The sequence below is a fragment of the Streptomyces sp. NPDC030893 genome, assembly GCF_055571535.1.
The window spans coordinates 19799-45698 of sequence record NZ_JBVIFC010000003.1 but is presented as its reverse complement, the minus strand read 5'-3'; the positions used below and the strand labels follow the sequence as shown (position 1 = coordinate 45698).

Annotated in this window: 20 protein-coding genes; 12 read left to right on the top strand and 8 right to left on the bottom strand. The window is 72.3% G+C overall.

Annotated elements, in window-relative coordinates:
• Positions 1-19: 19 nt before the first annotated feature.
• The gene (locus tag ACZ434_RS07975) at positions 20-2212 is read right to left on the bottom strand and encodes an OmpL47-type beta-barrel domain-containing protein (RefSeq protein WP_468453674.1); all 2193 of its coding nucleotides are present in this window, start codon (positions 2210-2212) and stop codon (positions 20-22) included.
• Between the two features lie 23 nt (positions 2213-2235).
• A complete protein-coding gene (locus tag ACZ434_RS07970) occupies positions 2236-4746 on the bottom strand; it encodes a ThuA domain-containing protein (RefSeq protein WP_468453021.1) in 2511 nt (836 codons plus the stop codon).
• Positions 4747-4956: 210 nt separating this feature from the next.
• Here ACZ434_RS07970 and ACZ434_RS07965 point away from each other — a divergent pair, with 210 nt between their 5' ends.
• From ACZ434_RS07965 to ACZ434_RS07955, 3 genes are all read left to right on the top strand, one after another.
• On the top strand, positions 4957-5967 hold the full coding sequence (locus tag ACZ434_RS07965) for a multicopper oxidase domain-containing protein (protein WP_468453019.1): 1011 nt from the start codon (positions 4957-4959) through the stop codon (positions 5965-5967).
• A gap of 86 nt (positions 5968-6053) precedes the next feature.
• Positions 6054-7085: a LacI family DNA-binding transcriptional regulator gene (locus ACZ434_RS07960; RefSeq protein ID WP_468453018.1), complete on the top strand. Its 1032-nt coding sequence runs from the start codon at positions 6054-6056 to the stop codon at positions 7083-7085.
• Positions 7086-7345: 260 nt separating this feature from the next.
• A complete protein-coding gene (locus ACZ434_RS07955; protein WP_468453672.1) occupies positions 7346-7591 on the top strand; it encodes a WhiB family transcriptional regulator in 246 nt (81 codons plus the stop codon).
• A gap of 26 nt (positions 7592-7617) precedes the next feature.
• Here ACZ434_RS07955 and ACZ434_RS07950 read toward each other — a convergent pair whose 3' ends face one another.
• From ACZ434_RS07950 to ACZ434_RS07940, 3 genes are all read right to left on the bottom strand, one after another.
• The gene (locus ACZ434_RS07950) at positions 7618-8592 is read right to left on the bottom strand and encodes an acyl-ACP desaturase (RefSeq protein WP_468453016.1); all 975 of its coding nucleotides are present in this window, start codon (positions 8590-8592) and stop codon (positions 7618-7620) included.
• 210 nt (positions 8593-8802) lie between these two features.
• Positions 8803-9579 (bottom strand): dimethylargininase, encoded by a 777-nt coding sequence (gene ddaH, locus ACZ434_RS07945; RefSeq protein WP_468453014.1) that lies wholly within the window; start codon positions 9577-9579, stop codon positions 8803-8805.
• 227 nt (positions 9580-9806) lie between these two features.
• Positions 9807-11432: an ABC-F family ATP-binding cassette domain-containing protein gene (locus ACZ434_RS07940; protein WP_468453012.1), complete on the bottom strand. Its 1626-nt coding sequence runs from the start codon at positions 11430-11432 to the stop codon at positions 9807-9809.
• A gap of 312 nt (positions 11433-11744) precedes the next feature.
• Between ACZ434_RS07940 and ACZ434_RS07935 the strand changes: the two genes are divergently transcribed.
• On the top strand, positions 11745-12389 hold the full coding sequence (locus tag ACZ434_RS07935) for a GOLPH3/VPS74 family protein (protein WP_468453011.1): 645 nt from the start codon (positions 11745-11747) through the stop codon (positions 12387-12389).
• 59 nt (positions 12390-12448) lie between these two features.
• Here the strand turns inward: ACZ434_RS07935 and ssgD are convergent, their stop codons facing one another.
• Positions 12449-12862, bottom strand: a complete 414-nt coding sequence (ssgD, locus tag ACZ434_RS07930) for a spore wall synthesis regulator SsgD (RefSeq protein WP_468453009.1) — start codon at positions 12860-12862, stop codon at positions 12449-12451.
• A gap of 1248 nt (positions 12863-14110) precedes the next feature.
• Between ssgD and ACZ434_RS07925 the strand changes: the two genes are divergently transcribed.
• The 3 genes from ACZ434_RS07925 to mmpA all read left to right on the top strand — a co-directional run bounded on the left by ACZ434_RS07925 (position 14111) and on the right by mmpA (position 15474).
• Positions 14111-14434, top strand: coding sequence for a plasmid stabilization protein (locus tag ACZ434_RS07925; RefSeq protein WP_468453007.1), 324 nt, complete (start codon positions 14111-14113; stop codon positions 14432-14434).
• Positions 14435-14514: 80 nt separating this feature from the next.
• Positions 14515-15225, top strand: a complete 711-nt coding sequence (locus ACZ434_RS07920) for an endonuclease V (RefSeq protein WP_468453005.1) — start codon at positions 14515-14517, stop codon at positions 15223-15225.
• Positions 15226-15324: 99 nt separating this feature from the next.
• Entirely contained in the window at positions 15325-15474 is a 150-nt protein-coding gene (mmpA, locus tag ACZ434_RS07915; RefSeq protein WP_468453003.1) for a morphogenic membrane protein MmpA, read from the top strand.
• An 18-nt stretch (positions 15475-15492) separates the two neighbouring features.
• On the opposite strand, the gene ACZ434_RS07910 is transcribed toward mmpA, so the two are convergent.
• The gene (locus ACZ434_RS07910) at positions 15493-16671 is read right to left on the bottom strand and encodes a saccharopine dehydrogenase family protein (RefSeq protein WP_468453001.1); all 1179 of its coding nucleotides are present in this window, start codon (positions 16669-16671) and stop codon (positions 15493-15495) included.
• A 321-nt stretch (positions 16672-16992) separates the two neighbouring features.
• Between ACZ434_RS07910 and ACZ434_RS07905 the strand changes: the two genes are divergently transcribed.
• From ACZ434_RS07905 to ACZ434_RS07895, 3 genes are read left to right on the top strand one after another with little or no spacing between them, the layout of a single operon-like run.
• Positions 16993-18192, top strand: a complete 1200-nt coding sequence (locus ACZ434_RS07905) for a CaiB/BaiF CoA transferase family protein (protein WP_468452999.1) — start codon at positions 16993-16995, stop codon at positions 18190-18192.
• Positions 18189-19403 carry an acetyl-CoA C-acetyltransferase gene (locus ACZ434_RS07900; protein ID WP_468452997.1) on the top strand — a complete coding sequence of 405 codons (1215 nt, stop codon included), beginning with the start codon at positions 18189-18191 and terminating at the stop codon, positions 19401-19403. The genes ACZ434_RS07905 and ACZ434_RS07900 overlap by 4 nt, the downstream gene beginning before the upstream one ends.
• A gap of 40 nt (positions 19404-19443) precedes the next feature.
• Positions 19444-21621, top strand: a complete 2178-nt coding sequence (locus ACZ434_RS07895) for a 3-hydroxyacyl-CoA dehydrogenase NAD-binding domain-containing protein (RefSeq protein ID WP_468452995.1) — start codon at positions 19444-19446, stop codon at positions 21619-21621.
• Between the two features lie 16 nt (positions 21622-21637).
• On the opposite strand, the gene ACZ434_RS07890 is transcribed toward ACZ434_RS07895, so the two are convergent.
• Positions 21638-22345, bottom strand: coding sequence for a MerR family transcriptional regulator (locus ACZ434_RS07890; protein WP_468452993.1), 708 nt, complete (start codon positions 22343-22345; stop codon positions 21638-21640).
• Between the two features lie 289 nt (positions 22346-22634).
• On the opposite strand from ACZ434_RS07890, the gene ACZ434_RS07885 reads away from it, so the two are divergent.
• Both ACZ434_RS07885 and ACZ434_RS07880 read left to right on the top strand, forming a co-directional pair.
• The gene (locus ACZ434_RS07885) at positions 22635-24602 is read left to right on the top strand and encodes a Xaa-Pro dipeptidyl-peptidase (RefSeq protein WP_468452991.1); all 1968 of its coding nucleotides are present in this window, start codon (positions 22635-22637) and stop codon (positions 24600-24602) included.
• Positions 24599-25867, top strand: a complete 1269-nt coding sequence (locus ACZ434_RS07880; protein ID WP_468452989.1) for a M14 family metallopeptidase — start codon at positions 24599-24601, stop codon at positions 25865-25867. Before ACZ434_RS07885 ends, ACZ434_RS07880 begins: the two co-directional genes overlap by 4 nt.
• The last annotated feature ends 33 nt before the right edge of the window (positions 25868-25900 follow it).

Sequence of the window (25900 nt, the reverse complement as noted above, 5' to 3'; positions counted from 1 at the left end):
CACACGAACCTGCCCGGAACTACAGGTCCTTGATCCGGACGTCCCGGTAGGAGACGACGTCCGAGGTGCCGTGCACCTGCAGTCCGATGTAGCCGGAGGCGAACCGCCGCCCGTCCGTGCCCGGGTCGTCCGAGCGCGGCGGGGTGAAGTCCTGGCCGCCGATGTTGTCGAACTCGTTGATCAGCACGCCGTTGCGGTAGACCGAGTAGTGCTGGTCCACCACGCGGATCTCGTAGTCGTTCCAGGTGCCCTTCTGCGTCACGCCCGCGCCGGCCAGGCCCACCCGGTCGAAGCCGTAGACCGAGCCCGTCTTGTACATGTCGCCGGTGGGCGAGTCGAACACCTGCACCTCGTGCCCGTACTTGATGGCGACCCACTCGGGCCTCGGCTCCTCCGGATGGTCGTGGAGCTGCGGGAACCGCACGAACACACCGGAGTTGGCGTTGCCGGTGCCCGGGGCGTCGTCCCGCCACTGGAGCTTCAGCGAGAAGTCGCCGTACTTGCGCTCGGGGAACCACAGCATGCCGAGCCCGCCCCGGGTGGTGCCGGAGGTGATCGACCCGTCCGGGTTGAGGGCGAACGAACCGCCGCCCACGTGCTGCCACTTGGCGAACGACTCCGCGGTGCCGTCGAGGATCTTGCGGTAGCCGTCGGTCTGGCCGGGCGTGCCGATACCGGACTGCCTGGCCGCCCGGTTGATCGCCTGCCGCTCCCGCTTGTCGATGACCCCTTCCTTCCTGAGCGCGTCCAGGACGCTCTGGACGTGCTTGAGGAACAGCGCCTGCGAGGTCCACTGCTTCTCGTCCTCGATCAGCTCGCCGATCCGGCACCGGTTGTTGGTGACCCGGTTGGGCACACCCGAGTCGACCGTGCCGACGATCACCGTCAGCCGCTCGTCGTACTCCGGGCAGTTGGGTGCGGGAACCCCGCCGTCGGCGACCACCGTGAAGCTCACCGTGAGCGGCGCGGAGGTGTTGCCGGCCTTGTCGCTCGCCCGGTAGGCCACGGTGTGCCGGCCCGCCCGGTCGACGACCACGGGCCCGGTGTACGCCAGGTACGGTCCGCCGTCGAGGGAGTACTCGATACCGGCCACACCGGAACCGCCGTGCCCGTCGTCGGCGCTGACGGTCACCGTGGCGTCCCCGACGTAGGCCCCGTCGGAGTTCCTGACGCCCCCGACGGTCACGCCGGTCACCGGCGGGGTGGTGTCCTGCGGGGGCGCGGCGACGACCGTGAACTCCACGCTCCTGACGGCCGCCGCGTTGCCCGCCTTGTCGGTGGCGCGGTAGCGCACCGTGTGGGTGCCGGCCCGGTGCACCATCACCGGGCCGGTGTACGTCTGCCAGGCGCCGTCCGCCCCGATCGCGTACTCGATGGTGTTGACGCCGGAGCCGGTGTCGGACGCGGTGACGGTGACCGTCGCCATGTCGATGTAGGCGCCGTCGTCGTTCCTCTCGCCGTCCACCGTGGCCGATGTCTCCGGCGCGGTGGTGTCGTCGGTCGGCGGCGGGACGACCGTGAACTCCGCGCTCTCGACCGCCGAGACGTTGCCCGCCCTGTCCAGGGCGCGGTAGCGCACCGTGTGGGTGCCGACCTGGTCGATCACGACCGGGGCGGTGTACGGCTGCCAGGCGCCGTCGGCCCCGATGGCGTACTCGATCCGGTCCACGCCCGAGCCCTCGTCGGTGGCCTCGACGCTGACGCTCGCCGAACCGATGTACTCGCCCTTGTCGTTCTGCGTGCCGGTCACCTCCGCCGTGGCCTCGGGCGCCGTGGTGTCCTCACCACCGCCCTCGGTCACCGTCAGGATGCCCTGCATCTCGCCGTGGCCGGGGATGGTGCAGTGGTAGAAGTACCGGCCCGGGGTGAGGACCACCTCGGCGGTGTGCCGGCCGCCCTGGGCGTCACCGGGGTTGGCCAGGATGTTGAGCTGGACGTCGTCGTTGAACTCCGGGTCGGAGGTGACGAACGTCAGGGTGTGCGGCATACCGGTGGTGTTGCCGGTGGCCGCGCTGTTCTCGAAGACGATCGTCGCCGGGCCGGCCACCGCGGTGGCCGGCGCGGACGTGTACGCGCTGATGCTGTCACCGGCGGTCCAGGTCAGCACCTGCTCCGCCGCCTCGGCGGCCGGGGCCGCGGACTCGCCGGCCGCGGACGTCGACGTCTGCAGACCGAGCGTCATCAGCAGGGCGGCCAGCAGACCGGCCCACACTCCTCGTTGCCGTATCACTGGTCTCATCCGGCCTTCCTCGCCAACTGGCCGGCGGCCGGGGTGGGCCCGCCGCCCGTGTAGGTGACCCGCCACAGCGCGGACTTGGTGTCGGAGGTGAAGAAGCCGCGGCCGTAGTCGAGGACGTACAGCGCGCCGTCCGGGCCGAACTTCCAGCCCATCAGGTTCCTGATGCCGTCGTCGCCCACCGGCACGATCTTCTTCAACGACTCCGAGTGCACCGGAAGCCCGCCGTCTCCCTGCGTCTTCGGGTCCATCAGCACCGCGTTGCGCGGCTGGTCGGCGTCGTAGAAGTCACCGACGAACCACTTTCCGTCCCAGTACGCCGGCCACTTGACCTCACTGGCGCTGCCGGCGTCGTAGCGGTAGACCGGGCCGTTCATCGCGGCCTGGCCGCCGCCCTTCAGCCACGGCAGCCGGTAGGTGGCCTCGTCCTGCTCGTACGACGGGACGCCGTTCCCGTCGCGCGGGAAGTCCGGCGCGCCGCCCTGCGGCGAGTACCAGATGTTGTTGGCGGTCACCGGCGGCAGATTCACCAGGCCGTCGTTGTTCGGCGACTCGTTCTTCGGGGCGTCGCAGTCGTACCAGCCCAGCGGCTTCGACGGGTCGGGCAGATTGCGGTCCCGGTAGGGCTGGTTGTTGCCCATGCAGTACGGCCAGCCGCGGTTGGACGCCTCGGTGATCACGGCGAACGTGTCGTACTTCGCCGGGCCCCAGGTCGTCGACGGGGAGCCGGCGTCCGGGCCGACCCAGCCCGCGTAGAGGATGTCGGTCTTCTTGTCGACGGAGATGCGCGCCGGGTTGCGCACGCCCATCACATAGATCTCGCCGCGGGTCTTCCCGCCGCCCTCGGCGGTCTCCTCACCGGTGAACAGGTTGCCCTCGGGGAGGGTGTACGTGCCGTCCGGCTCGGGGTGGATGCGCAGGATCTTGCCGTTGAGGTTGTTGGTGTTGCCGGCGGTGCGGCGCGCGTCCGCGAAGGAGACGCCCTTGAAGTTGGGCTCCGGGTTGTTGCCCGAGTAACCGCCGCTGAATCCACTGGAGTTGTTGTCACCGGTGGCGATGTACAGGTTGCCCTTGGAGTCCCAGGCCATCCCGCCGCCCGCGTGGCAGCAGCTGTGGATCTGCACCGGCCACTCCAGCAGCACCTTCTCGCTGGCCAGGTCCAGCTTGTCGGTGGCCGGGTCGAGCGTGAAGCGGGAGACCCGCCGGTCGGCCATGCGCCTGTCCCGGTCGATCTCCGAGTGGGGCGTGTAGTGCAGGTACACCCACCCGTTCTCCTCGAACCCCGGGTCGAGTTCGATGCCGAGCAGGCCCTCCTCGACCTTGCGCAGTTCGTCGCCGCCGCCCTTGTTGCCGAAGACGGTGAGCGCCCCGGCGAGGGTGACCTTCCCGGTCTCCGGGTCGTAGACGTGGATCTCGCCCTTGCCCTTGCCGATGTCGGGGTCGTTCCAGTCGGTGACGACCGGCTGCGAGGCGTCCGCGCCGCCCCGGCCGATGTAGAGGACCCGTCCGTCGGGGGCGGTGACCAGGCCGTGCGGCTCGCCGATCTGGTCGTTCCGGCCCGGCTGGTTGGGCTCGGTCAGCCGCTCCGCCTCGTAGTTGCCGGTGATGGTCGCCTTGCAGTCCGCCTGGACGAGACGGTTGGTCCACAGCAGGGCGCCGCGCAGATGCTCGCGGAAGTCGGTCTCGTCGTACGACGACACCGTGCCGCCCATCCCGGTGTAGAAGGACCGGCCGCCGTCGTAGTCACGGCACCAGCTGACCGGGTGGTCCCAGCCGTTGGCGCCCGCCCCGGGCGCGTAGGTCGACTCGCGCACCCTGGCGACCGTGTGCACGTCGCCGGAGGGGTTCTTCACCCAGTTGAGCCACTTGTCGGGCCGTTTCCACTGCATCGGCAGGCTCTTGGTCGCCGGATGCGCCCGGTCGCCGACCTCCACGGTCGCCCGCTGCACCTTGTCGGGGCTCGAAGGGGCCGGGCGTGCGCCGATCAGGCCGGTGAACCAGTCCGAGTACGGCTCCGCGCGGGCCGCGTCGTGCAGGCCGACGAAACCGCCGCCGGCCTCCATGTAGGCCTCCAGGCCCGCCTCCTGGTCCGGGTCGAGGACGTCCCCGCCGCCGGTCAGGAACACGACGGTGTTGAAACGGCCCAGCTTCCTGGCGTTGGTGAAGACCGCGGCGTTGTCGGTGGCGGTGACCGTGAACCGCTGGTTCTCCGGGCCGGACAGGCCGATCCTCTCGATCGCCGCGATGCCGGCGTTCACGAGCGGTGACTCGTCACCGCCGGCCGCCGATCCGTGGAAGAGCAGCACCCGTACGTTCGCGCCGCCCGGGGGCGACTTGACGGACATCGTTGTCGGGGACGGATCCGGGGCCGGGCGCGCGCCGGCGGCGGGACCCGACAGCAGTCCGGCGGTGACGGCTCCGGCGGTCACCGTGGCCGCCCACAGGCGTCGTCTCGTTCTCGTCCTTCGTGCGCTCGTGGCGCTCGACCTGCTCAACCCTCGTAAGCGCATGGGTTCTTGATGCGATGTGGACCGCACGCGGCCACCCACCCCTCCTCGGTCGCAGCAACAGCGTCAAGGAAGCTAGACCTCTTTGCGTCACACGCCAATACCTATGGCCGCAATGAATCAAACTTTGTCCTGAGTGTGGATAAACCAGGGGTGGGCCGCTACGGTTTCACAGGTTCATGACAGCCGACGGAGTCAACTGGGGAGTTCGGCATGGACAGACGCGGTTTCAACCGGCGGGTACTGCTGGGTGGTGCGGCCGTCGCGACATCGTTGTCCGTCGCGCCGGAGGCCGTGAGCGCGCCCGACGCCGTGGGCGCGGCCGCACCGGCGAGGACCGCGCCCGCCGGGGGCGAGGTACGGCGCGTCAAGATGTACGCCGAGCGGCTGGACGGCGGGCGGATGGGCTACGGCTTCGAGAAGGGCAAGGCGTCCGTCCCGGGCCCGCTGATCGAGCTCAACGAGGGCGACACCCTGCACGTCGAGTTCGAGAACACCATGGCCGTACCCGTGAGCCTGCACGTCCACGGCCTCGACTACGAGATCTCCAGCGACGGCACCAAGCAGAACAAGAGCCATGTGGAGCCGGGCGGCACCCGCACCTACACCTGGCGCACCCACAAGCCCGGCCGGCGCTCCGACGGCACCTGGCGGTCGGGCAGCGCCGGCTACTGGCACTACCACGACCACGTCGTCGGCACGGCGCACGGCACCGGCGGCATCCGCAACGGGCTCTACGGACCCGTGATCGTCCGCCGCAAGGGCGACATCCTGCCCGACGCGACCCACACGATCGTCTTCAACGACATGACGATCAACAACAAGCCCGCCCACACCGGCCCGGACTTCGAGGCCACCGTGGGCGACCGCGTCGAGATCGTCATGATCACGCACGGGGAGTACTACCACACCTTCCACATGCACGGTCACCGCTGGGCCGACAACCGCACCGGCATGCTCACCGGCCCCGACGACCCCAGCCAGGTCATCGACAACAAGATCTGCGGCCCCGCCGACTCCTTCGGCTTCCAGATCATCGCGGGGGAGGGCGTCGGCGCGGGCGCCTGGATGTACCACTGCCACGTCCAGAGCCACTCCGACATGGGCATGGTCGGCCTGTTCCTGGTGAAGAAGCCGGACGGCACCATCCCCGGGTACGACCCGCACGAGCACGAGCACGCCCATGAGCCCGCCGCCGGGGAGGAGCCGACACACGGGCACTGACCGCGCCGGACATGATCCGAGAGCGCTCTCGCCGCTGGGCGGGCCGGGGCTATCCTTTCCCGCAGCCGCAGGTGAGGAGCGCCCAAGTGACCGAGACAGTGCCGCGCCCCACGCTGGAGGCGGTGGCCGCACGGGCCGGGGTCTCCCGGGCCACGGTCTCCCGCGTGGTCAACGGCTCCGACGGGGTGCGCGAACCCCTCGCCGAACGGGTGAGGCGGGCGGTGGAGGAACTCGGGTACGTCCCCAACCAGGCGGCCCGCAGCCTGGTGACCAGGCGGCACGACGCCGTCGCCGTCATCGTCGCCGAACCGGAGACCCGCGTCTTCGCCGACCCCTTCTTCGCCCGCCAGCTGCGCGGCATCAGCAAGGAGCTGACGGCCCACGACAACCAGCTCGTCCTGCTGCTCACCGAGGACCGCGACGACCACGCCCGCGTCGGCCGCTACCTCGCCGGCGGCCATGTCGACGGCGCGCTGGTGATCTCGCTCCACATCGACGACCCGCTGCCCGAACTGATCCGGCGCGCGGGCGTCCCGGCCGTGTTCGGGGGCCGGCCCGACTTCACCGGCGGGCGCGGCGGCGTCGTCTACGTCGACTGCGACAACCGGGGCGGTGCCCGGGAGGCCGTACGGCATCTCCTCGGCCTCGGCCGCGGCCGCATCGCCCACATCACCGGCGCCCTCGACCAGACCTCGGCCGTGGACCGGCTCGACGGCTACCGCGACGTCATGGCCGGCGCGGATCCCCGGCTGGTCGTGGAGGGCGACTTCACCTCCGCGAGCGGCGAGCGGGCGATGCGGGAACTCCTCGACCGCCACCCCGGCCTGGACGCCGTGTTCGCCGGCAACGACCTCATGGCGGCGGGGGCCCTGCGGGTGCTGCGGGAGCGGGGGCGGCGGGTGCCGGACGACGTGGCGGTCGTCGGTTTCGACGACATGCTGCCGATCGCCGAGGAGACCGAGCCGCCGCTGACCACGGTCCGCCAGGACATCGAGGGGATGGGGCGTCTGATGGCCCGCGTGCTGCTGCGCGCGCTCGACGGCATCGATACCCGGGAGGAGCCCGCGGGCTCCGGCCTGATCCTCCCCACGACACTGATCCGCCGCACCTCCGCGTGATCCGCCCCCCTTTCAGCCCCTCCGGCGTTTGAGGGGCGGGGTCCGGGGCGGAGCCCCAGGACGGGACGGGAAGGGGCGGCGGGGGCGTGGAATACCGCGCCCATCGGCGGGTCGCCCCGGCGGTGATCGCCGCGCTGCGGCGCGCCGCCGTGCGTACCGGGCTCCCCGGCGCCATCATCATCCGCACCGGCCGCCACCCGCGCCCCCGCGTTGATGCCGCGTTGATCGAACGTTTTTCGCCGTCCGGCACGCTTCCGGCCATGCACACCGACACATTCCCGATGCCCGACCTCGCCTGGCAGGAAGAGGCGTTGTGCGCGCAGACGGGAGGAGACTTCTTCTTCCCCGAGCCCGGCAGTTCGGTCCGCGAGGCCAAGCGGATCTGCGGTCTCTGCCCGATCCGCGCCACCTGCCTCGAGTACGCCCTCTCCCACGACATGCGCTTCGGTGTCTGGGGCGGCATGTCGGAGAAGGAACGCCTCGCACTGCGGCGCGCGGGACGGTAGAAGCAACCGCCCCGCCCCGCGGTTCCTCAGCGGCCGGCCCGCGCCGCCATCCGGGCCTTGCGGGCCGCCAACTTCTCGTCGAACTTCGCGGCCTCCGCGTCCAGTCCGCCCATGAACACGCCGAGTTCGTCCTGGGCCTTGAGGCCCTCGGGGCCCAGCCCGTCGATCTCCAGGACCTTCAGGAAGCGGAGCACCGGCTGCAGCACGTCGTCGTGGTGGATGCGCAGGTTGTACACCTCACCGATGGCCATCTGCGCGGCGGCCCGCTCGAACCCGGGGATGCCGTGGCCGGGCATCCGGAAGTTCACCACGACATCGCGCACCGCCTGCATCGTGAGGTCAGGGGCGAGTTCGAAGGCCGACTTGAGCAGGTTGCGGTAGAAGACCATGTGCAGGTTCTCGTCGGTCGCGATGCGGGCCAGCATCCGGTCGCAGACCGGGTCCCCCGACTGGTGGCCGGTGTTGCGGTGCGAGATCCGGGTGGCCAGTTCCTGGAAGGCGACGTAGGCGATCGAGTGGAGCATCGAGTGCCGGTTGTCCGACTCGAAGCCCTCGCTCATGTGCGCCATCCGGAACTCTTCCAGCTTGTCCGGGTCCACCGCCCGCGAGGCGAGCAGGTAGTCCCGCATCACGATGCCGTGCCGGCCCTCCTCGGCCGTCCAGCGGTGCACCCAGGTGCCCCAGGCGCCCTCCCGGCCGAACAGGGTGGCGATCTCGTGGTGGTAGCTGGGGAGGTTGTCCTCGGTCAGCAGGTTCACCACCAGGGCGATCCGGCCCACCTCGGTGACCTTCGACTGCTCCTTGTCCCAGGCCTCGCCGTCCTCGAAGAAGCCGGGGAAGTTGCGGGCGTCGCTGAACGGCACGTACTCGTGCGGCATCCAGTCCTTGGCGACCTTCAGATGCCGGTTGAGCTCCTTCTCGACCACTTCCTCCAGTGCGTACAACAGCCGGGCGTCGGTCCAGACCGAAGGGCTGCCCAGGTGGGGAGAAGTGAGCGACACGGGTGACTCCAGGGGACGGTGACAAGCGGAGATCCGGCGAGCGGTGCCGGGAACCTACGGAATCGTAGGCTACGAATCCGTAGGTTACGTAGCCGTAGGTTAAGGGTGTCGTAAAGACCGCTGATCAGCAGGGTCGCTCCGGGCGGGCGTGGCGCCGCCGTACGTCCGGAGCCGCAGGTCGCTGGGCCGTACGGGTGACACGCGCCCCGTTCAGGCGTACAGCTCCCGCAGGCGCACCGAGAGGCACGTCACACAGCCCTCGAGCTTCTCGAACTCGCCGATGTCCACCAGGACCGGCTCGTAGCCGAGGTCCGCGAACAGCTCCGCGGTCTTCGGCGCGCTCGCCGCCATCAGCAGCTTGTCCCCGCCGAGCAGCACCACGTGCGCCCCGGCCTCCTCCGGCACGGGCAGAAAACGCGGGAAGACCGAGGGCGCGTCCATGTTCGGGATGTGCCCGACGACCGTCCCGTCCGGCAGCGCGGTGACCGCCGACTTCAGATGCAGCACCTTCGCGACCGGCACCGCGACCACCCGTGCCCCCAGCGGCTCGAACGCGGCCCGCACCTGCCGCACCCCGGCCGCGTTGGTGCGGCCGCCGCGGCCCACGTACACCGTGTCGCCGACCTTCAGCACATCGCCGCCGTCCAGCGTGCCCGGCTCCCAGACCCAGTTGACGGAGCAGCCCAGCGACGCCACGGCCTCCTCCACACCGAGCGTCTCGCCGCGCCGGGACTCGGCGCCGGAGCGGGCGATCAGCGCCACGTTCCGGTACATCACCACCGTGTCCTCCACGAACACCGAGTCCGGGCAGTCGTCGGCCGGGTCCACCTCGATCGTCTCCCAGCCGTGGGCACGCAGCGCCTCCGTGTACGCCTCCCACTGCTCCGTCGCGCGGTCGAAGTCGACGGCTTCCCGTTCGATGTGCGTCACCAGACCTTCGGCCAGGCGGGGAGCGGGACGGCGGACGAGGGCCTTCTTGCTGGGCACGGGTGCGCCTTTCGGACGGGGCGGGCACGGCACGGCCGGCCCGGGGGAGCCCGCGCGGCGGCCGGCCTCCCACGGGCGTCGGCGCAGCCATCATGCAGGGCGAATCCGGACACGACCACCCCTGACGCCGAGGAGAAGTACCACCGGTAACGGTCCCGGCGCACGGCCCGCCGGGGCCCCTCCGCCGGGTGGGGAGCGAACTCCCCACCCGTCCCCTACCGTTGACGTTAGGCCGGACGTTCGACGTCCTCCTGCGTGATCTCCTTCAGCTCTCCCTCCTCCATCAGCAGCCACCGGGTGATCCCGACCGACTCGAGGAACGGAAGATCGTGACTGGCCACGATCAGTGCTCCCTCGTACGACTCCAGCGCGGTGGTGAGCTGCCGGACGCTCGCCATGTCGAGGTTGTTGGTCGGCTCGTCCAGCATCAGCAGCTGCGGCGCGGGCTCCGCCAGCATCAGCGCGGCCAGCGCCGCCCGGAACCGCTCGCCGCCGGAGAGGGTCTCCGCCTTCTGGTCGGCGCGGGCGCCCCGGAACAGGAACCGGGCGAGCCGGGCCCTGACCCGGTTGTTGGTCGCGCCCGGCGCGAACCGCGCCACGTTCTCGGCGACCGTCAGCTCCGGGGCGAGGACGTCGAGACGCTGCGGCAGGAACCGCAGCGGCACATGGGTCCTCGCCTCGCCGGAGACCGGCTCCAGCTCCCCGGCGAGCGTGCGCAGCAGCGTCGTCTTGCCCGCGCCGTTGCGTCCGATCAGCGCCACCCGCTCCGGGCCGCGCAGATCGAAGCCGCCGCCCACCCGGGCGCCGTAGGCCAGTTCCAGATCCATCAGCGTGAGCACGCCCCGTCCCGGCGGTACGGCCGTGTACGGCAGGTCGACGCGGATCTCGTCGTCGTCCCGTACGGCCTCCACCGCGTCGTCGAGCCGTTCCCTGGCCTCGGAGAGCTTCTCCTCGTGCATGATGCGGTGCTTGCCCGCGGACACCTGCGCCGCGCGCTTGCGCGCACCCATGACGATCTTCGGCTCGCGCTTCTGCTCGAACATCTTCTGCCCGTACCGCTTGCGGCGGGCCAACTTGACCTGGGCGTCCACCAGTTCGCGCTTCTGCTTGCGCAGGTCCGCCTCGGCGACGCGCACCATCCGCTCGGCGGCCTCCTGTTCGACGGCCAGCGCCTCCTCGTACGCCGAGAAGTTGCCGCCGTACCAGGTGACCTCGCCCGAGCGCAGGTCCGCGATCTGGTCGACCAGTTCGAGCAGTTCACGGTCGTGGCTCACCACGATCATGACGCCCGGCCAGCCCGCCACCGCCGAGTGGAGCCGCCTGCGGGCGTACAGGTCGAGGTTGTTGGTGGGCTCGTCGAGCAGCAGGACGTCCGGGCGCCGCAGCAGCAGTGCCGCGAGCCGCAGCAGCACCGATTCGCCGCCCGACACCTCGCCGACCGTGCGGTCGAGACCGATGTGCCCGAGGCCGAGTTCACCGAGCGTGGCCAGGGCGCGCTCCTCGACGTCCCAGTCGTCGCCGACGGTCTCGAAGTGCTCCTCGGCCACGTCGCCCGCCTCGATGGCGTGCAGCGCGGCCCGCCGGGCTGCGATCCCGAGGGCCTCGTCGACCCTCAGTGTCGTGTCCAGGGTCACGTTCTGCGGCAGGTAGCCCACCTCGCCGGTGACGCGTACGGCGCCGTCGGCGGGGGTGAGCTCACCGGCGATGAGCTTCAACAGGGTTGATTTACCGGACCCGTTGATGCCGATGAGCCCGGTGCGGCCGGGGCCGAAGGCTACGTCGAGGCCCTCGAAGACGGCGGTGCCGTCGGGCCAGGTGAAGGCGAGGGAGGTACAGGTGAGGGAAGGTGACATGCGGGCCTCCGCGGTTGCTCGGGGCGATCAGGGGCAAACGCGTATCGAGACACCGCGGGACGACGACCGGCAGCCGGAGGGAAACCGTGGGCAAGAGAGAAGCCCTGTTCCGGAGGGACCGCAAGGACGGCTCGAACGCCGAGGTCGCACGCTGCGTACACACCTGACCGGTGTGACGCGGTGTCTCAGAACCTCAGACGAGCAACGTCCTTCTCCATTCGACGGCAACAGAAGCGTTTTACACCGTAGGAGCGGCCGCACCGGCTGTCAACGCATTTACGGACCACGACGTCACCGCCCCGAGGAGGCCCCGTGCCCAACGGCCCGCTCTCCCTGCCCGCCCGCCTCTGCCTCATGGCCTGGGACACCGACCCGCGACGGCCGGCCCCCCTGGTGCGGGCCGGGGCCCTCGCCGAGCTCGCACGGCGCGGTCTGCTCATCGACGACGACGGGATCGTCACACCGCTCGACCTGGACTCCCGCACCGGTGACCCGGTCCTGGACGGTCTCCTGGAGCTGGTCAGCGAGTCCTTCCCGCACCGCTGGCGCGCCTGGGTGACGCTGTACGCGCGGCACACCCTGGAGGCGGTCCGGGAGCAGCTGGTGGCCGAAGGCGTCCTGCGCGCCGAGAAGCACCGGGTCCTCGGGGTGTTCCCGTCCGTGGACCACGTCCTGGCGGACACCGCCCGCGCGGACGCCCTGCACCGGGAGGCTCGCCTCGTCCTGGACGGATCCACACCGGCCGAGGACGTGCCCGAGCCGACCGCGACCGCCCTCGCCCTGGCCACCGCGGCGGGCCTGGCGCCGCCCCCGCACGGCTCCCGCGACGACCGCCGCGCCGAGGAGCTGGCCCACCGCGCCGGGGCGTCCGCGCCCGCGTTCGCCGCCGTCCTGCGCGAACTGCGCGCCGGGCTGGCCGACACCGCACCGCAGCCCTCGCCGGCCAGGGGCCGCTGAGCCCGCGCCGGGCCCGCCGCCCTCGTTGCCCGACGAGCGGTGGGCGTTGACGCCGCGCGTCAGGCGTCGCGCATCAGTTCCGCGAGACAGTGGTCCAGGTCGAGCCGCAGGTGCTCCAGACCGGCCGGCACCAGTTCGCCCGTGGCCTCCAGGAACCGGCGCACCTCTCCCGAGCGGACGTGCACGACGGCGGTCCCCTCCGGGGCGTGGAACTCCAGCACGGTGCGGTCGTAGCCGTACGGGCGCACCCGTACGTCACCGTGCCCCTCGGGGCCCTCCAGACCCGCGGCGAGCAGCTCCCGGGCGAAGGTCCAGCAGACCTCGACGCCTTCCAGGGTGGCGGGTGCGGGGAAGGTCATACGGACGGCGAACGGGTCGTCGCGGTCGTAGTGCAGGGTGGCGGGGATGTTCGGCATCCGCGGCGCGGCGGCGACCAGGCGGGCCTCTACGGGCTGCTCGATGACGGTGGACAACGCCTTGCTCCCTCGTGACGGCTGGGCGGGCTTCCGGGCGGATCGCGTCGGCTACGGGATGAGACGACGGAATCGGCCAATCCGTGCACACGAAAAGCGAGTGACCTCTGTCACCGCCTTCATGCACCCGAGTGACACGGCTCTCCTCACACGCCCCCCACACCACCCGGAGCCCCACCGGACGACACCCGGCGACGGCCGGTCGCCGCGAGCCACCGGAGCAGGCCCCCGCCCGCCGCCCCGACCCCGCCCGCACCACACCGACGCACGTGCCACACCCTGCCGACCGCGCCCGCACCTGCCGGACCGCCGGCACCGGTCGCAGGCCTCACCCGACGGCAGGCCCGACCGCGGCTGCCGGGCCGGTGGCGGTGCGCGTGCCGCACCCGGCCGGTCGTGTCCGTGACGTCGTCCACCGCGGCGCGCGCCGCGACCGACGGCCGTACCTGGCGGGCCGTCGGCACCGGTTCGTACGCCACGGTCGGCCGCTCGCGCGACCGCGGCTGCCGGGCCGGTGGTGTGCGTGCCGCACCCGGCCGGTCGTGTCCGTGACGTCGTCCGCCGTGGCGTGCGCCGTGACCGACGGCCGTACCTGGCGGGCCGTCGGCGCCGGTTCGTACGCCACGGTCGGCCGCTCGCGCGACCGCGGCTGCCGGGCCGGTGGCGTGGCATGCTGCATCCCGCCGACCGCGCTTTCGGCCTCGCCCGCCGCCGCGCCCCCCCGGCGGACACCGGCCGCATCTGCCGGACCGTCGGCACCGGTCGCAGGCCTCACCCGCCGGCAGGCCTGACCACGGCTCGTGTCCGTGACGTCGTCCGCCGTGGCGCGTGCGCCGCGACCGACGGCCGTACCTGGCGGGCCGTCCACACCGGCTCGTATGCCACGGTCGGCCGCTCGCGGGACTACGGCTGCCGGGCCGACGGCGCACGTGCCGCACCCGGCCGGTCGCGCCCGTGACGTCGTCCGCCGTGGCGCGCGCCGTGACCGACGGCCGTACCTGGCGGGCCGTCGGCGCCGGCTCGTATGCCACGGTCGGCCGTTCGCGTGACCTCGGCTGCCGCCGCCCGGGGCGTCGATGTCGGCCGTACCTGCCGAACCGCCGGTGCCGGCGCATACCCCGCACGCACTTCCGGGGCTGCCAGGTGGCGGGCAGGGCCTCGCCCGCCCGGTGCACCGACGGGTGCGGGGACCCTTATCGCCGCCGGGGTGGGTACCCGTGCGCCGTACGCGAGAGGAAGTGAGCGGACATGCCACGCGGTTCCAGCCCCAAGCGGGAGCGTCAGTACGAGCACATCAAGGAGAGCGCGCAGGACCGGGGCGAGAGCACCGGACGCGCCAAGGAGATCGCCGCCCGGACGGTGAACAAGGAACGCGCCCGGTCCGGTGAGTCCAAGACGGCCAGCCGCACCTCGACGCAGGACATGTCCTCCGGCAAGCGCGGCGGCCAGCGGTCCGGCAAGGGCTCCCAGGGACCCACGCGCGACCAGCTGTACGAAGAGGCCAAGAAGCGGAATGTCGAGGGCCGTTCGAGCATGAACAAGAGCCAGCTCCAGCGCGCGCTCGGCAAGTGAGCCGCCCTCCGCGCGGAGGCCCCCGGCCCCGGGGACACCCTCCGCGCAGAGCACGCCCCTCCCATAGGCTCAGGGGCATCATGACGACCGCACACACACCCGCCGGCTGGCCCGTGACCGAGGACGAGGCCCGCGCGGTGCAGGACGCGCTGCGCGCGCGTGTGGTGCTCGACGAACCCGGCCCGCCACCGGGGACCGGCCGGGTCACCGGAGTGGACGTGGCGTACGACGACGAGCGGGACCTCGTCGCCGCGGCGGCCGTCGTCCTGGACGCGGCGACCCTGGACGTCGTCGCCGAGACCACGGCCGTCGGCCGGATCTCCTTCCCGTACGTCCCCGGACTGCTCGCGTTCCGCGAGATCCCCACCGTGCTCGCCGCCCTGGCGGACCTGCCGTGCCCGCCGGGCCTGGTGGTCTGCGACGGCTACGGCCTCGCCCACCCCCGCCGCTTCGGCCTGGCCAGCCACCTGGGCGTGCTCACAGGACTGCCGACGATCGGCGTCGCCAAGAACCCCTTCACCTTCACCTACGACGAACCCGCCACCCCGCGCGGCAGCACGGCCCCGCTGCTCGCCGGCCGTGAGGAGGTCGGCCGGGCCCTGCGCACCCGGGACGCCGTCAAGCCGGTCTTCGTCTCGGTCGGCCACCGCGTGAGCCTGGACAACGCCTGCGCCCACACCCTCGCCCTGGCCCCCGTCTACCGTCTCCCCGAGACCACCCGCAGGGCGGACGCCCTGTGCCGCCGGGCGTTGCGGGAGACGGTCGCTCCCGTCCTCCGAAGCCCGCACTGATCCGCCCCCAGGCCCCCACGCCCCCACGCCCCGCGCCTGAGTACGCACTGAGTACGCGCACGGATGTCCGCCCACCGTCCCGCGGGCAGGCTGATGCGCATGACAACCCACCGTGCGTCCAAGCCAGTTGCCGCCGAAGCCCGCCCCGCCGGCCGGCGGGGCGTGGCCATGGGACTCTCCCTCGCCGTTCTGGCCGCGCTGGGCTGGACCATCGGGATGATCCACACACTGGCCCGGTGGGCGCTCTGACGCCCCCCGCCCGCGCCGTCAGCGCGTCGCGACGACGCGGAAGCGGAGGCCCGCCCTCCGCAGGCGGTCGATCAGCGCGTCGCCCATCGCCACCGCCGTCGTGACCTGCCCCGCCGTGGGCGGGAGGTCGTCGAGGGCCAGGCTGAGGGCGCCCTCGGCCAGCATCTTCGCCGTCTCGTCGTAGCCGGGGTCGCCGCCCGCCACCTCCGTGTACACCCGCCGGCCGCCGCCCTCGCCGACGAAACGGACGGTGAACCGGCTGCGGGCGCGCTTCTCCGGGCTCGGCCCGTCGCCGGGCTTGAGGCGGTCGGAGAGCCGCCGCCGCAGCGACGGCAGTTGGGCGGCCGTGACCAGCGCGCCCACGGCCGCCACCCCGCCCACCGCCACCGGCAGACGGCGCACGGCCGCGTAGTGCCGGTAGCGGAAGTCGGGGCCGTACCGGTCGAGTGCCTTCGCCGAGCGGCGCACGATCTGCCCGTCGATCGTCGGCAGCGGCAGCGCCCAGGCGCCGACCTCCGGCGCGTAGCGCGGCGCGCCCAGGGGTGCCGAGGCCCGGCGGTCCACCAGCCGCGGTTCGTGGTGCCTGCGCTCGCGGGCCGCCGCGCGGAGACCGCGATGCCGGGCGAACTGGTTCAGCGCCGAGGCGAACGTCCCGCCCGAGAAGGCCGCGTCGGCGGTGACGAAGCCGTCCACGGTCAGCGGCACCCCCTCCGGCAACTGCCGCACGGTGAAGTACGCGCCCAGGTCGTGCGGCACCGAGTCGAAGCCGCACGCGTGCACCAGCCGCGCGCCCGTCTCCCGCGCGCGTGCGTCATGACGGACGTACATCAGGTCCACGAACTCCGGCTCACCCGTGAGGTCGACGTAGTCCGTCCCCGCGTCCGCGCAGGCGGCGACGAGTTCCTCGCCGTACTCCACATACGGGCCCACCGTCGTGGCGACCACGCGCGCCCGCTCGGCGAGGGCCCGCAGGGAGGCCGGGTCGGACACGTCCGCCCGCAGCAGCCCGACCTCCGCGCCGCCGGGCAGCCGCTCCCGCAGCCGTTCCAGCTTGCCGGTGCCGCGGCCGGCGATCGCCCAGCGCAGCCCGTCGGGGGCATGGGCGGCGAGGTACTCCGCGGTCAGTGTCCCGACGAAGCCGGTCGCTCCGAAGAGCACGATGTCGTACGGACGGTCCGTCCTGTTCAGCCTGCTCATGACACCCCTTGGTCGTGCAGCCGCGCCGCTGTCGGTGGCCGAGGCTAGCGTGAGGGGTGCGGAGCCCGACGACGAGCCCGGAGGAAAGCGATGACCGTGTCCTCGAACGCCCTGAAGAAGTGGGAAAAAGCTCGCGCCGAGAAGTGGGAGAAAGCCCGCGCCGGCCACGGCCCCGGGAGGGCGGACGTACGCCGGCCGGCCGTGCGGTGCCGCCGCCCCCTACTGTGGCCAAGCGCTTGCTCGCCCGGTCTTGTGCCGGGTGGAACGTGTTCTTAACATCACAGGTGTTACACCAGTAGTGTCACATCCGATGGGGGCTCGATGACGGAGGCGAGGACGCCGGGACACGGCCCGCTCACCGGTGTGCGCGTGGTCGAGCTGGCAGGGATCGGGCCGGGCCCGTTCGCCGCCATGCTCCTGGCCGACCTGGGCGCCGACGTCGTCCGCGTGGACCGTCCGGACGGCCCCGGCCTCGGCATCGACCCGGCCCGCGACATCACCAACCGCAACAAGCGGTCCGTGATCGTCGACCTCAAGGCCCCCGACGGCCCCGGCCGCGTCCTGGACCTCGCCGAACGCGCCGACGTCCTCGTGGAGGGATACCGTCCCGGCGTCGCCGAGCGGCTCGGCGTCGGCCCCGCCGACTGCCACGCCCGCAACCCGCGCCTGGTCTACGGCCGGATGACCGGCTGGGGCCAGCAGGGCCCCCTCGCCGACCGCGCGGGACACGACATCGCCTACATCGCCCTCACCGGCACCCTCGGCATGATCGGCGACCCGGACCGGCCCCCGGCCGTCCCCGCCAACCTGCTCGGCGACTACGCGGGCGGCTCCCTCTACCTCGTCGTCGGCGTCCTCGCCGCACTGCACCACGCGCGCGCGACCGGCACCGGACAGGTCGTCGACGCCGCCATCGTGGACGGCGCCGCCCACCTCTCCGCGATGATCCACGGCATGCTCGCCGCCGGCGTCTGGCAGGACCGGCGCGGCGCCAACCTCCTCGACGGCGGCTGCCCCTACTACGGCACCTACGAGACGGCCGACGGCGGGCACATGGCGGTCGGCGCCCTGGAGCCGCGGTTCTACGCGGAGTTCCTGCGTCTGCTCGGCCTCGACGACCTCGCCGGGGCCCATATGGACGTCACCCGCTGGCCGGAACTGCGCGAGCGGGCCGCCGCCCGGTTCAAGGCCCGTACCCGCGACGCGTGGACGGCCGTCTTCGAAGGCACCGACGCGTGCGTGGCACCCGTGCTGTCCCTCGGCGAGGCCCCGCACCACCCGCATCTCGCCGCCCGCGGCACCTTCACCGAACACGCCGGCATCACCCAGCCCGCGCCGGCCCCGCGGTTCTCCGCCACCCCGGCCGGCATCCGCACCGGCCCCGCCCTGCCGGGCGCCCACACCGACGACGTGGCCCGCGACTGGGACCTGCCCCGCGACGGGGACCCGCGCCGGCCCGCGGCCCCGGCACCCCCGCACTCCTCCACGCCCTCGAACCCTCGGCGAAAGGCCTCCTCGTGAGCACCGAAGCGTATGTGTACGACGCGATCCGCACCCCGCGCGGGCGCGGCAAGGCGAACGGCGCCCTGCACGGGACCAAGCCCATCGATCTGGTCGTCGGGCTGATCCACGAGCTCCGTGACCGTTTCCCGGACCTGGATCCGGCGGCCGTGGACGACATCGTGCTCGGTGTCGTCGGCCCGGTCGGCGACCAGGGCTCCGACATCGCCCGTGTCGCCGCCATCGCGGCCGGGCTGCCCGACACCGTGGCCGGCGTCCAGGAGAACCGCTTCTGCGCCTCCGGTCTCGAGGCCGTCAACCTCGCCGCCGCCAAGGTCCGCTCCGGCTGGGAGGACCTCGTCCTCGCGGGCGGCGTGGAGTCCATGTCCCGCGTCCCCATGGCCTCCGACGGCGGCGCCTGGTTCAACGACCCGATGACCAACCTGGCCGTCAACTTCGTCCCGCAGGGCATCGGTGCGGACCTCATCGCGACCATCGAGGGGTTCTCCCGGCGGGACGTGGACGAGTACGCGGCCCTGTCGCAGGAGCGGGCGGCGACCGCCTGGAAGGAGAACCGCTTCGAGCGGTCGGTCGTCCCGGTGCGGGACCGCAGCGGTCTGGTCGTCCTGGACCACGACGAGCACTTGCGCCCCGGCACCACCGCCGACTCGCTGGGCAAACTGAAGCCGTCCTTCGCGGACATCGGCGAACTCGGCGGTTTCGACGCCGTGGCGCTGCAGAAGTACCACTGGGTGGAGAGGATCGACCACGTCCACCACGCGGGCAACTCCTCCGGCATCGTGGACGGCGCCGCCCTGGTCGCCATCGGCTCCCAGGAAGCCGGAGAGCGGGGCGGACTGACGCCGCGTGCGCGGATCGTCTCCGCGGCCGTGTCCGGTTCCGAGCCGACCATCATGCTCACCGGCCCGGCCCCGGCGGCCCGCAAGGCGCTCGCGAAGGCGGGGCTGACCATCGACGACATCGACCTGGTCGAGATCAACGAGGCGTTCGCGGCGGTCGTGCTGCGTTTCGTGAAGGACATGGGTCTGTCGCTGGACAAGGTCAACGTCAACGGCGGAGCGATCGCGCTGGGGCACCCGCTGGGTGCGACCGGCGCGATGATCCTGGGCACGCTCGTCGACGAACTCGAACGCCAGGACAAGCGCTACGGCCTGGCCACGCTGTGCGTCGGCGGTGGCATGGGCATCGCCACCATCGTCGAACGCCTCTGACCGCCCCCAGCGACCCGCCACCTCTAACGGAGACTCCCTCATGACCGAGAGCACCACCATCCGCTGGGAACAGGACCGCACCGGCGTCGTCACCCTCGTCATCGACGACCCGAACCAGTCCGCCAACACCATGAACGCGGCGTTCCGCGACTCCCTCGCCGTGATCACCGACCGCCTGGAGGCCGAGAAGGACACCATCCGCGGCGTCATCATCACCTCCGCGAAGAAGACCTTCTTCGCCGGCGGCGACCTGCGCGACCTGATCCGCGTGACGCCCGAGACGGCGCAGGACCTGTTCGACGGCGGCATGGCGCTCAAGCGCCAGATGCGCCGCATCGAGACCCTCGGCAAGCCCGTCGTCGCCGCGATCAACGGCGCGGCCCTCGGCGGCGGCTACGAACTCGCCCTGGCCTGCCACCACCGGATCGCCCTCGACGCCCCCGGCTCCAAGATCGGCTGCCCCGAGGTCACCCTCGGCCTGCTCCCCGGCGGCGGCGGTGTCGTCCGCACCGTGCGCATGCTCGGCATCACCGACGCGCTGCTGAAGGTGCTCCTCCAGGGCACCCAGTACAACCCGCGCCGTGCCCTGGAGAACGGCCTGGTCGACGAGATCGCCGACACGCGCGAGGACATGCTCGCCAAGGCCCGCGCCTTCATCGACGCCCACCCCGAGTCCGCCCAGCCCTGGGACCGGCCCGGATACCGCATCCCCGGCGGCACCCCCGCCCACCCCAAGTTCGCCGCCAACCTCCCCGCCTTCCCCGCCAACCTGCGCAAGCAGACCGGCGGCGCCCCCTACCCGGCCCCGCGCAACATCATGGCCGCCGCCGTCGAGGGCGCCCAGGTCGACTTCGAGACCGCCCAGGTCATCGAGGCGCGCTACTTCGTGGAACTGGCCGCCGGACAGACGTCGAAGAACATGATCCAGGCGTTCTTCTTCGACCTCCAGGCCGTCAACTCCGGCGCGAACCGCCCCCAGGGCATCGAGCCCCGCAAGGTCACCAGGGTCGCCGTCCTCGGCGCCGGGATGATGGGCGCGGGCATCGCCTACTCGTGCGCCCGCGCGGGGATCGACGTCGTCCTCAAGGACGTCTCCCTCGAAGCCGCCGTCAAGGGCAAGGGCTACTCCGAGAAGCTCTGCGCCAAGGCCGTCGCCAAGGGCCGCACCAGCCAGGAGAAGGCCGACGCGCTCCTCGCGCGGATCACGCCCACCGCCGAGGCCGCCGACCTCGCCGGCTGCGACGCGGTCATCGAGGCCGTCTTCGAGGACACCTCCCTCAAGCACAAGGTGTTCCAGGAGATCCAGGACGTCGTCGCCCCCGACGCGCTGCTCTGCTCCAACACCTCCACCCTGCCCATCACCGCCCTCGCGGAGGGCGTCGAACGCCAGGGCGACTTCATCGGGCTGCACTTCTTCTCGCCCGTCGACAAGATGCCGCTGGTCGAGATCATCAAGGGCGAGCGCACCGGCGACGAGGCGCTGGCCCGCGCCTTCGACCTGGTCCGGCAGATCAGCAAGACCCCGATCGTCGTCAACGACTCGCGCGGCTTCTTCACCTCCCGCGTCATCGGGCACTTCATCAACGAGGGCGTCGCCATGGTCGGCGAGGGCATCGAGCCCGCCTCCGTGGAGCAGGCCGCCGCCCAGGCGGGCTACCCGGCCAAGGTGCTCTCCCTGATGGACGAGCTGACCCTCACCCTGCCGCGCAGGATCCGCAACGAGACGAAGCGGGCCGTCGAGGAGGCCGGCGGCACCTGGACCGCACACCCCGCCGAGGCCGTCGTCGACCGCATGATCGACGAGTTCGGCCGCCCGGGCCGCAGCGGAGGCGCCGGCTTCTACGAGTACGGCGAGGACGGCAGGCGGGGCAGCCTCTGGCCGGGACTGCGCGAGCACTTCACCCGGCCGGGCCACCGGATCCCCTTCCGTGACATGCAGGAACGCATGCTGTTCTCCGAGGCGCTGGACACCGTCCGGCTGGTGGAGGAGGGCGTGCTGACGTCCGTCGCCGACGCCAACATCGGTTCCCTCCTCGGCATCGGCTTCCCCGGCTGGACCGGCGGCGTCCTGCAGTACATCAACGGCTACGACGGCGGCCTGCCCGGATTCGTCGCACGCGCGCGTGAACTCGCCGAACGCTACGGCGAGCGCTTCGCCCCGCCGGCCCTGCTGGTGGAGAAGGCGGAGAAGGGAGAGGTGTTCCAGGACGCCCGCTGACCCCGGCCGGCGGGCCTCACCCCTCCTCGTCGAGCCACTCCCGCAGCTCCTCCTTCAGCGACCGCTGGAAGGTGGTGAGCAGCGCCTGCACCACGAGCGGATGCATCCGGGCGGACAGGGACCGCACATCCCGCGCGTCCTTGTCCGCCACCGCGTCGCGCAGCAGCCGCGACAGCTCGCGGGCGGCCGCGCGGGAGTGCTCGGTGAGCGCGGCACGGGCGGCGAGGACCGTCTCGTGCGACAGCGGTACGTCCAGCAGTTCGACGCCGAGCCGCAGCAGACCTGCGTCGACCCGGAAGACCTCGCCGTCCGGGTCGCCGCCGGTCCGCTCCACGACGTCCATCGCCGCCAGCCGCTTCAGGTCCTCCTCGCCCAGCGCACGCCCCGCGCGGCGCTCCAGCTCCCCGCGCGACACCGCCTCCACGGTGCCCGGGGCCCACGACGCCACCACCGCGCGCTGAATGGCCAGGTCCCGCACACTCAGGTCCGGCGGCAGCTGCCCCAGATACCGTTCGATCGCCGCCAGCGTCATGCCCAGGCTCTGCAGCTCCTCGATGAGCTCCAGCCGGGCCAGATGCTCCCTGCCGTACCGGCCGACCCGCCGGGGGCCGATCACCGGCGGCGGCAGCAGCCCCTTCGTGCCGTAGAAGCGCACCGTGCGCACGGTGACCCCGGCCCGGGCCGCCAGCTCGTCGATCGTCAGGGCCTCGGTCTCGGTCGTCATGTGCAGCAGTATCGCTGTACCACCACTGCTGTGACACCTCCGCTGTCACTCGGGGCCGTCCCGTTGTCAGTGCCGGCCCCTACGGTGGCGGCATGTCGGGGATCACATACGTCCGGGGTGACGCCACCGTTCCGTCGGCGAAGGGCGTCAAGATCATCGGGATACCGGTGACGGTGTACGACCACGGGGACCGACACACCGGCCACGCGCCTGATTCCGGCCAACCCGCGCTCCACGACCCGTCAGACGCGCTCTTCTGCACGGGTGTTCACCGATGTACCGTCCGCGCATGCCGAAACGCACGCGCTTCACGACCTGGAGAACGCTCGCGACGGCGGCCACCGCCGCCCTGACGGCCACCCTGCTCACGCCCGCCGCGGCACAGTCCGCGCCGCGCGAGAGCCGGCCCGTCCACTCCTACGACGACGCCATCCGCGAGGCCGTCTGGGTGGACACCGGCCTCGACGAGGACCGGGACGGAGCGACCGACCGGGTCGCCGTCGACATCGTCCGGCCCCGCGAACCCGACCGGCGGGGCCGCAAGGTGCCCGTCATCATGGACGCCAGCCCGTACTACTCCTGCTGCGGGCGCGGCAACGAGAGCCAGAAGAAGACGTACGACGCGAACGGCGACGTCGTCCAAATGCCGTTGTTCTACGACAACTACTTCGTCCCGCGCGGCTACGCCGTCGTCGGCGTCGACCTGGCCGGCACCAACCGCTCCGACGGCTGCGTGGACGTGGGAGGCCGCTCCGACATCCGCTCCGCCAAGGCCGTCGTCGACTGGCTCAACGGCCGCGGCAAGGCCTACACCAGCCGCAACGGCACCGAACGGGCGAAGGCCGACTGGACCAACGGCCGCACCGGCATGATCGGAAAGAGCTGGGACGGCACCATCGCCAATGGCGTCGCCGCCACCGGAGTCGAGGGCCTGGAGACCATCGTCCCGATCGCCGCCATCTCCTCCTGGTACGACTACTACTTCGACCAGGGCGCCCCGCTCTACGACTCCGGCCCCGACTGGCTCTCCCAGTACGTCGAGACCCCCGAGGCCCGCGCCGCGTGCGGCGCGGTCCAGCGCGAACTCGTCGAGGGCGCCCCGCGCACCGGCGACCTGACCCCGCTGTGGACCGCACGCGACTACACGCGCGCCGCGAAGAAGGTGCGGGCGAGCGTCTTCCTGGTGCACGGCATGCAGGACCTCAACGTGCGGATGCAGCACGTCGGCCCCTGGTGGGACGCCCTCGCCGAGAACGGCGTGCAACGCAAGATCTGGCTCTCGCAGACGGGCCATGTCGACCCCTTCGACTTCCGCCGCGCCGAGTGGGTCCGCACCCTGCACCGCTGGTTCGACCACGAACTCCTCGGCTACGACAACGGCATCGACCGCGAACCCATGGCCGACATCGAACGCCGTCCCGACCAGTGGGTCACCTCGGCGACCTGGCCGCCACGCGGCACGCACGCCACGATCCTGCGCCCCGCCGAGGGCGACGAGGCCGGCGTCGGCACCCTGGGCCTGCGCCGGGGCAGGGGCACCGAGTCCTTCACCGACGACCCCCGGCTGAGCGAGACCGACTGGGCCGCCCGCGTCGACACCCCGACCCCCGACAAGGCGGGCTTCGTCACCGGCCCGCTCACCCGCGACCTGCGCCTGTCCGGCGCCTCCGAGGTCACCGTCACCGCCACCCCCAGCACCCCGACGGCCCACCTCTCCGCCGTCCTCGTGGACCTCGGCCCCGACACCGTCCGCGACTACACCGACCGCGGAGAAGGCGTCACCACCCTTCCCGAGCGCACCTGCTGGGGCCCGAGCACCGAGGGCGACAGCTCCTGCTTCAAGGAGACCCGCGCCACCACCACCGACGTCGAGTACACGATCGTCAGCCGCGGCTGGGCCGATCTCGGCCACCACGCCGACGACGGCAGGGGCGAGCCGCTCACTCCCGGAAAGCGGTACACGATCAGCCTCGACCTCGCCGCCACCGACCACGTCGTCCCCGAGGGCCACCGCCTGGCACTGATCGTCGCCGGCACCGACCGCGGCCTGATCGACCCTCCCGCCGACACCCCCACCCTCACCCTCGACCTGGCCCGCACCTCCGCCCGGGTCCCGTTCACCGGCGGAACCGCCGCGTTCGCCCGCGCCACGGCCGGCACGCACACCACCGCCCCGCACACCGCCCCGCACACCGTCCTGGACGGTGTCGGACGGCCCGACGCCACCGCCCACCGCGTCCCCGGGGAGGCCCGGTGAAACGCGCCCTGATCCTCGCCGCCGCCGCCCTCGCCGGCTCCCTCGTCACCGCGTCGGCCGCCGAGGCCGCCGACGCCCCGCCGCGCACCGGATTCGAGCGGAGCGACGGCGCCCGCTGGACCACCCAGAGCGAGGAACAGCGGTTCCTCACCGCCGTCGACCGGGCGAGCGGCCGCGTCTCCGTCAGCCGCATCGGCACCACCGGACAAGGCCGCCCGCTCCGGCTCGTCCGCATCGGCACCGGCCGCACCCCCCACACGATGCTGCTCGTGTGCAGCCAGCACGGCGACGAACCCTCCGGCCGCGAGGCCTGCCTCAGCACCGTCCGCGACCTGGCGTACGCCGAGGACCGGGGCACCCGCCGCTTCCTGGAACGCACCACCGTGCTCGTCGTCCCCACCGCCAACCCCGACGGCCGGGCCGCCGACACCCGCGGCAACGGCGACGGCGTCGACATCAACCGTGACCACCTCGCCCTGAGGACCGCCGAGGGCCGCGCCCTGGCCGCCGTCATCCGCGACCGGCGCCCCGACATCGTCTACGACCTGCACGAGTACGGCGCCACACCCCCGTACTACGACAAGGACCTGTTCGACCTGTGGCCCCGCAACCTCAACACCCACCCCGCGGTCCACGACGCCGCACGGACCCTGTCCCACGACTACGTGCGGCCCGCCGCGGGCGCCGCCGGACACTCGACCGGCACCTACGGCATCTGGACCGACCCCGTCACCGGCGAACCGATCCGCCAGACCGCCGGCGACGGACAGGAACGCATCCTGCGCAACATGTCCGGAATCAAACACGGCGTCGGACTGCTCATCGAGAGCCGCGTCGACCCCCTCACCGACGCCGAACGGGCCGACGAGGCGCTCAACAACCGGCGCAGGGTGGACTCCCAGCTCGCCGCGGTGAAGGGCCTCGTCCGCTTCGCCGGGGAACGCCGGGGCGAGGTCGGGGCGGCCACCGCCCGCGCCCGTGGTGCCGGATACGCCGACACCGGCCCCGTCCACCTGGGCGGCGCCGACAACGACCCGCCCGAACCGTCCGAGGTGATCACCGACCCGCCGTGCGGCTACCGTCTCACGCCCGGTCAGTACGCCGACGTCGGGGACGAGCTGGCCCTGCACGGCGTACACGTCCGCGAGGACGCCGACGGCGTCCTCGTACCGCTGCGGCAGTCGCTGCGCGCCCTCGTGCCGCTGCTCCTGGACGGGCGGGCCACCTACCACCTGGCGGAAGGAGAGGCCGTCCCGTCCTGCTGAACAGGTGAGTTCCGCGCCAAAGGTGGTAAGGGG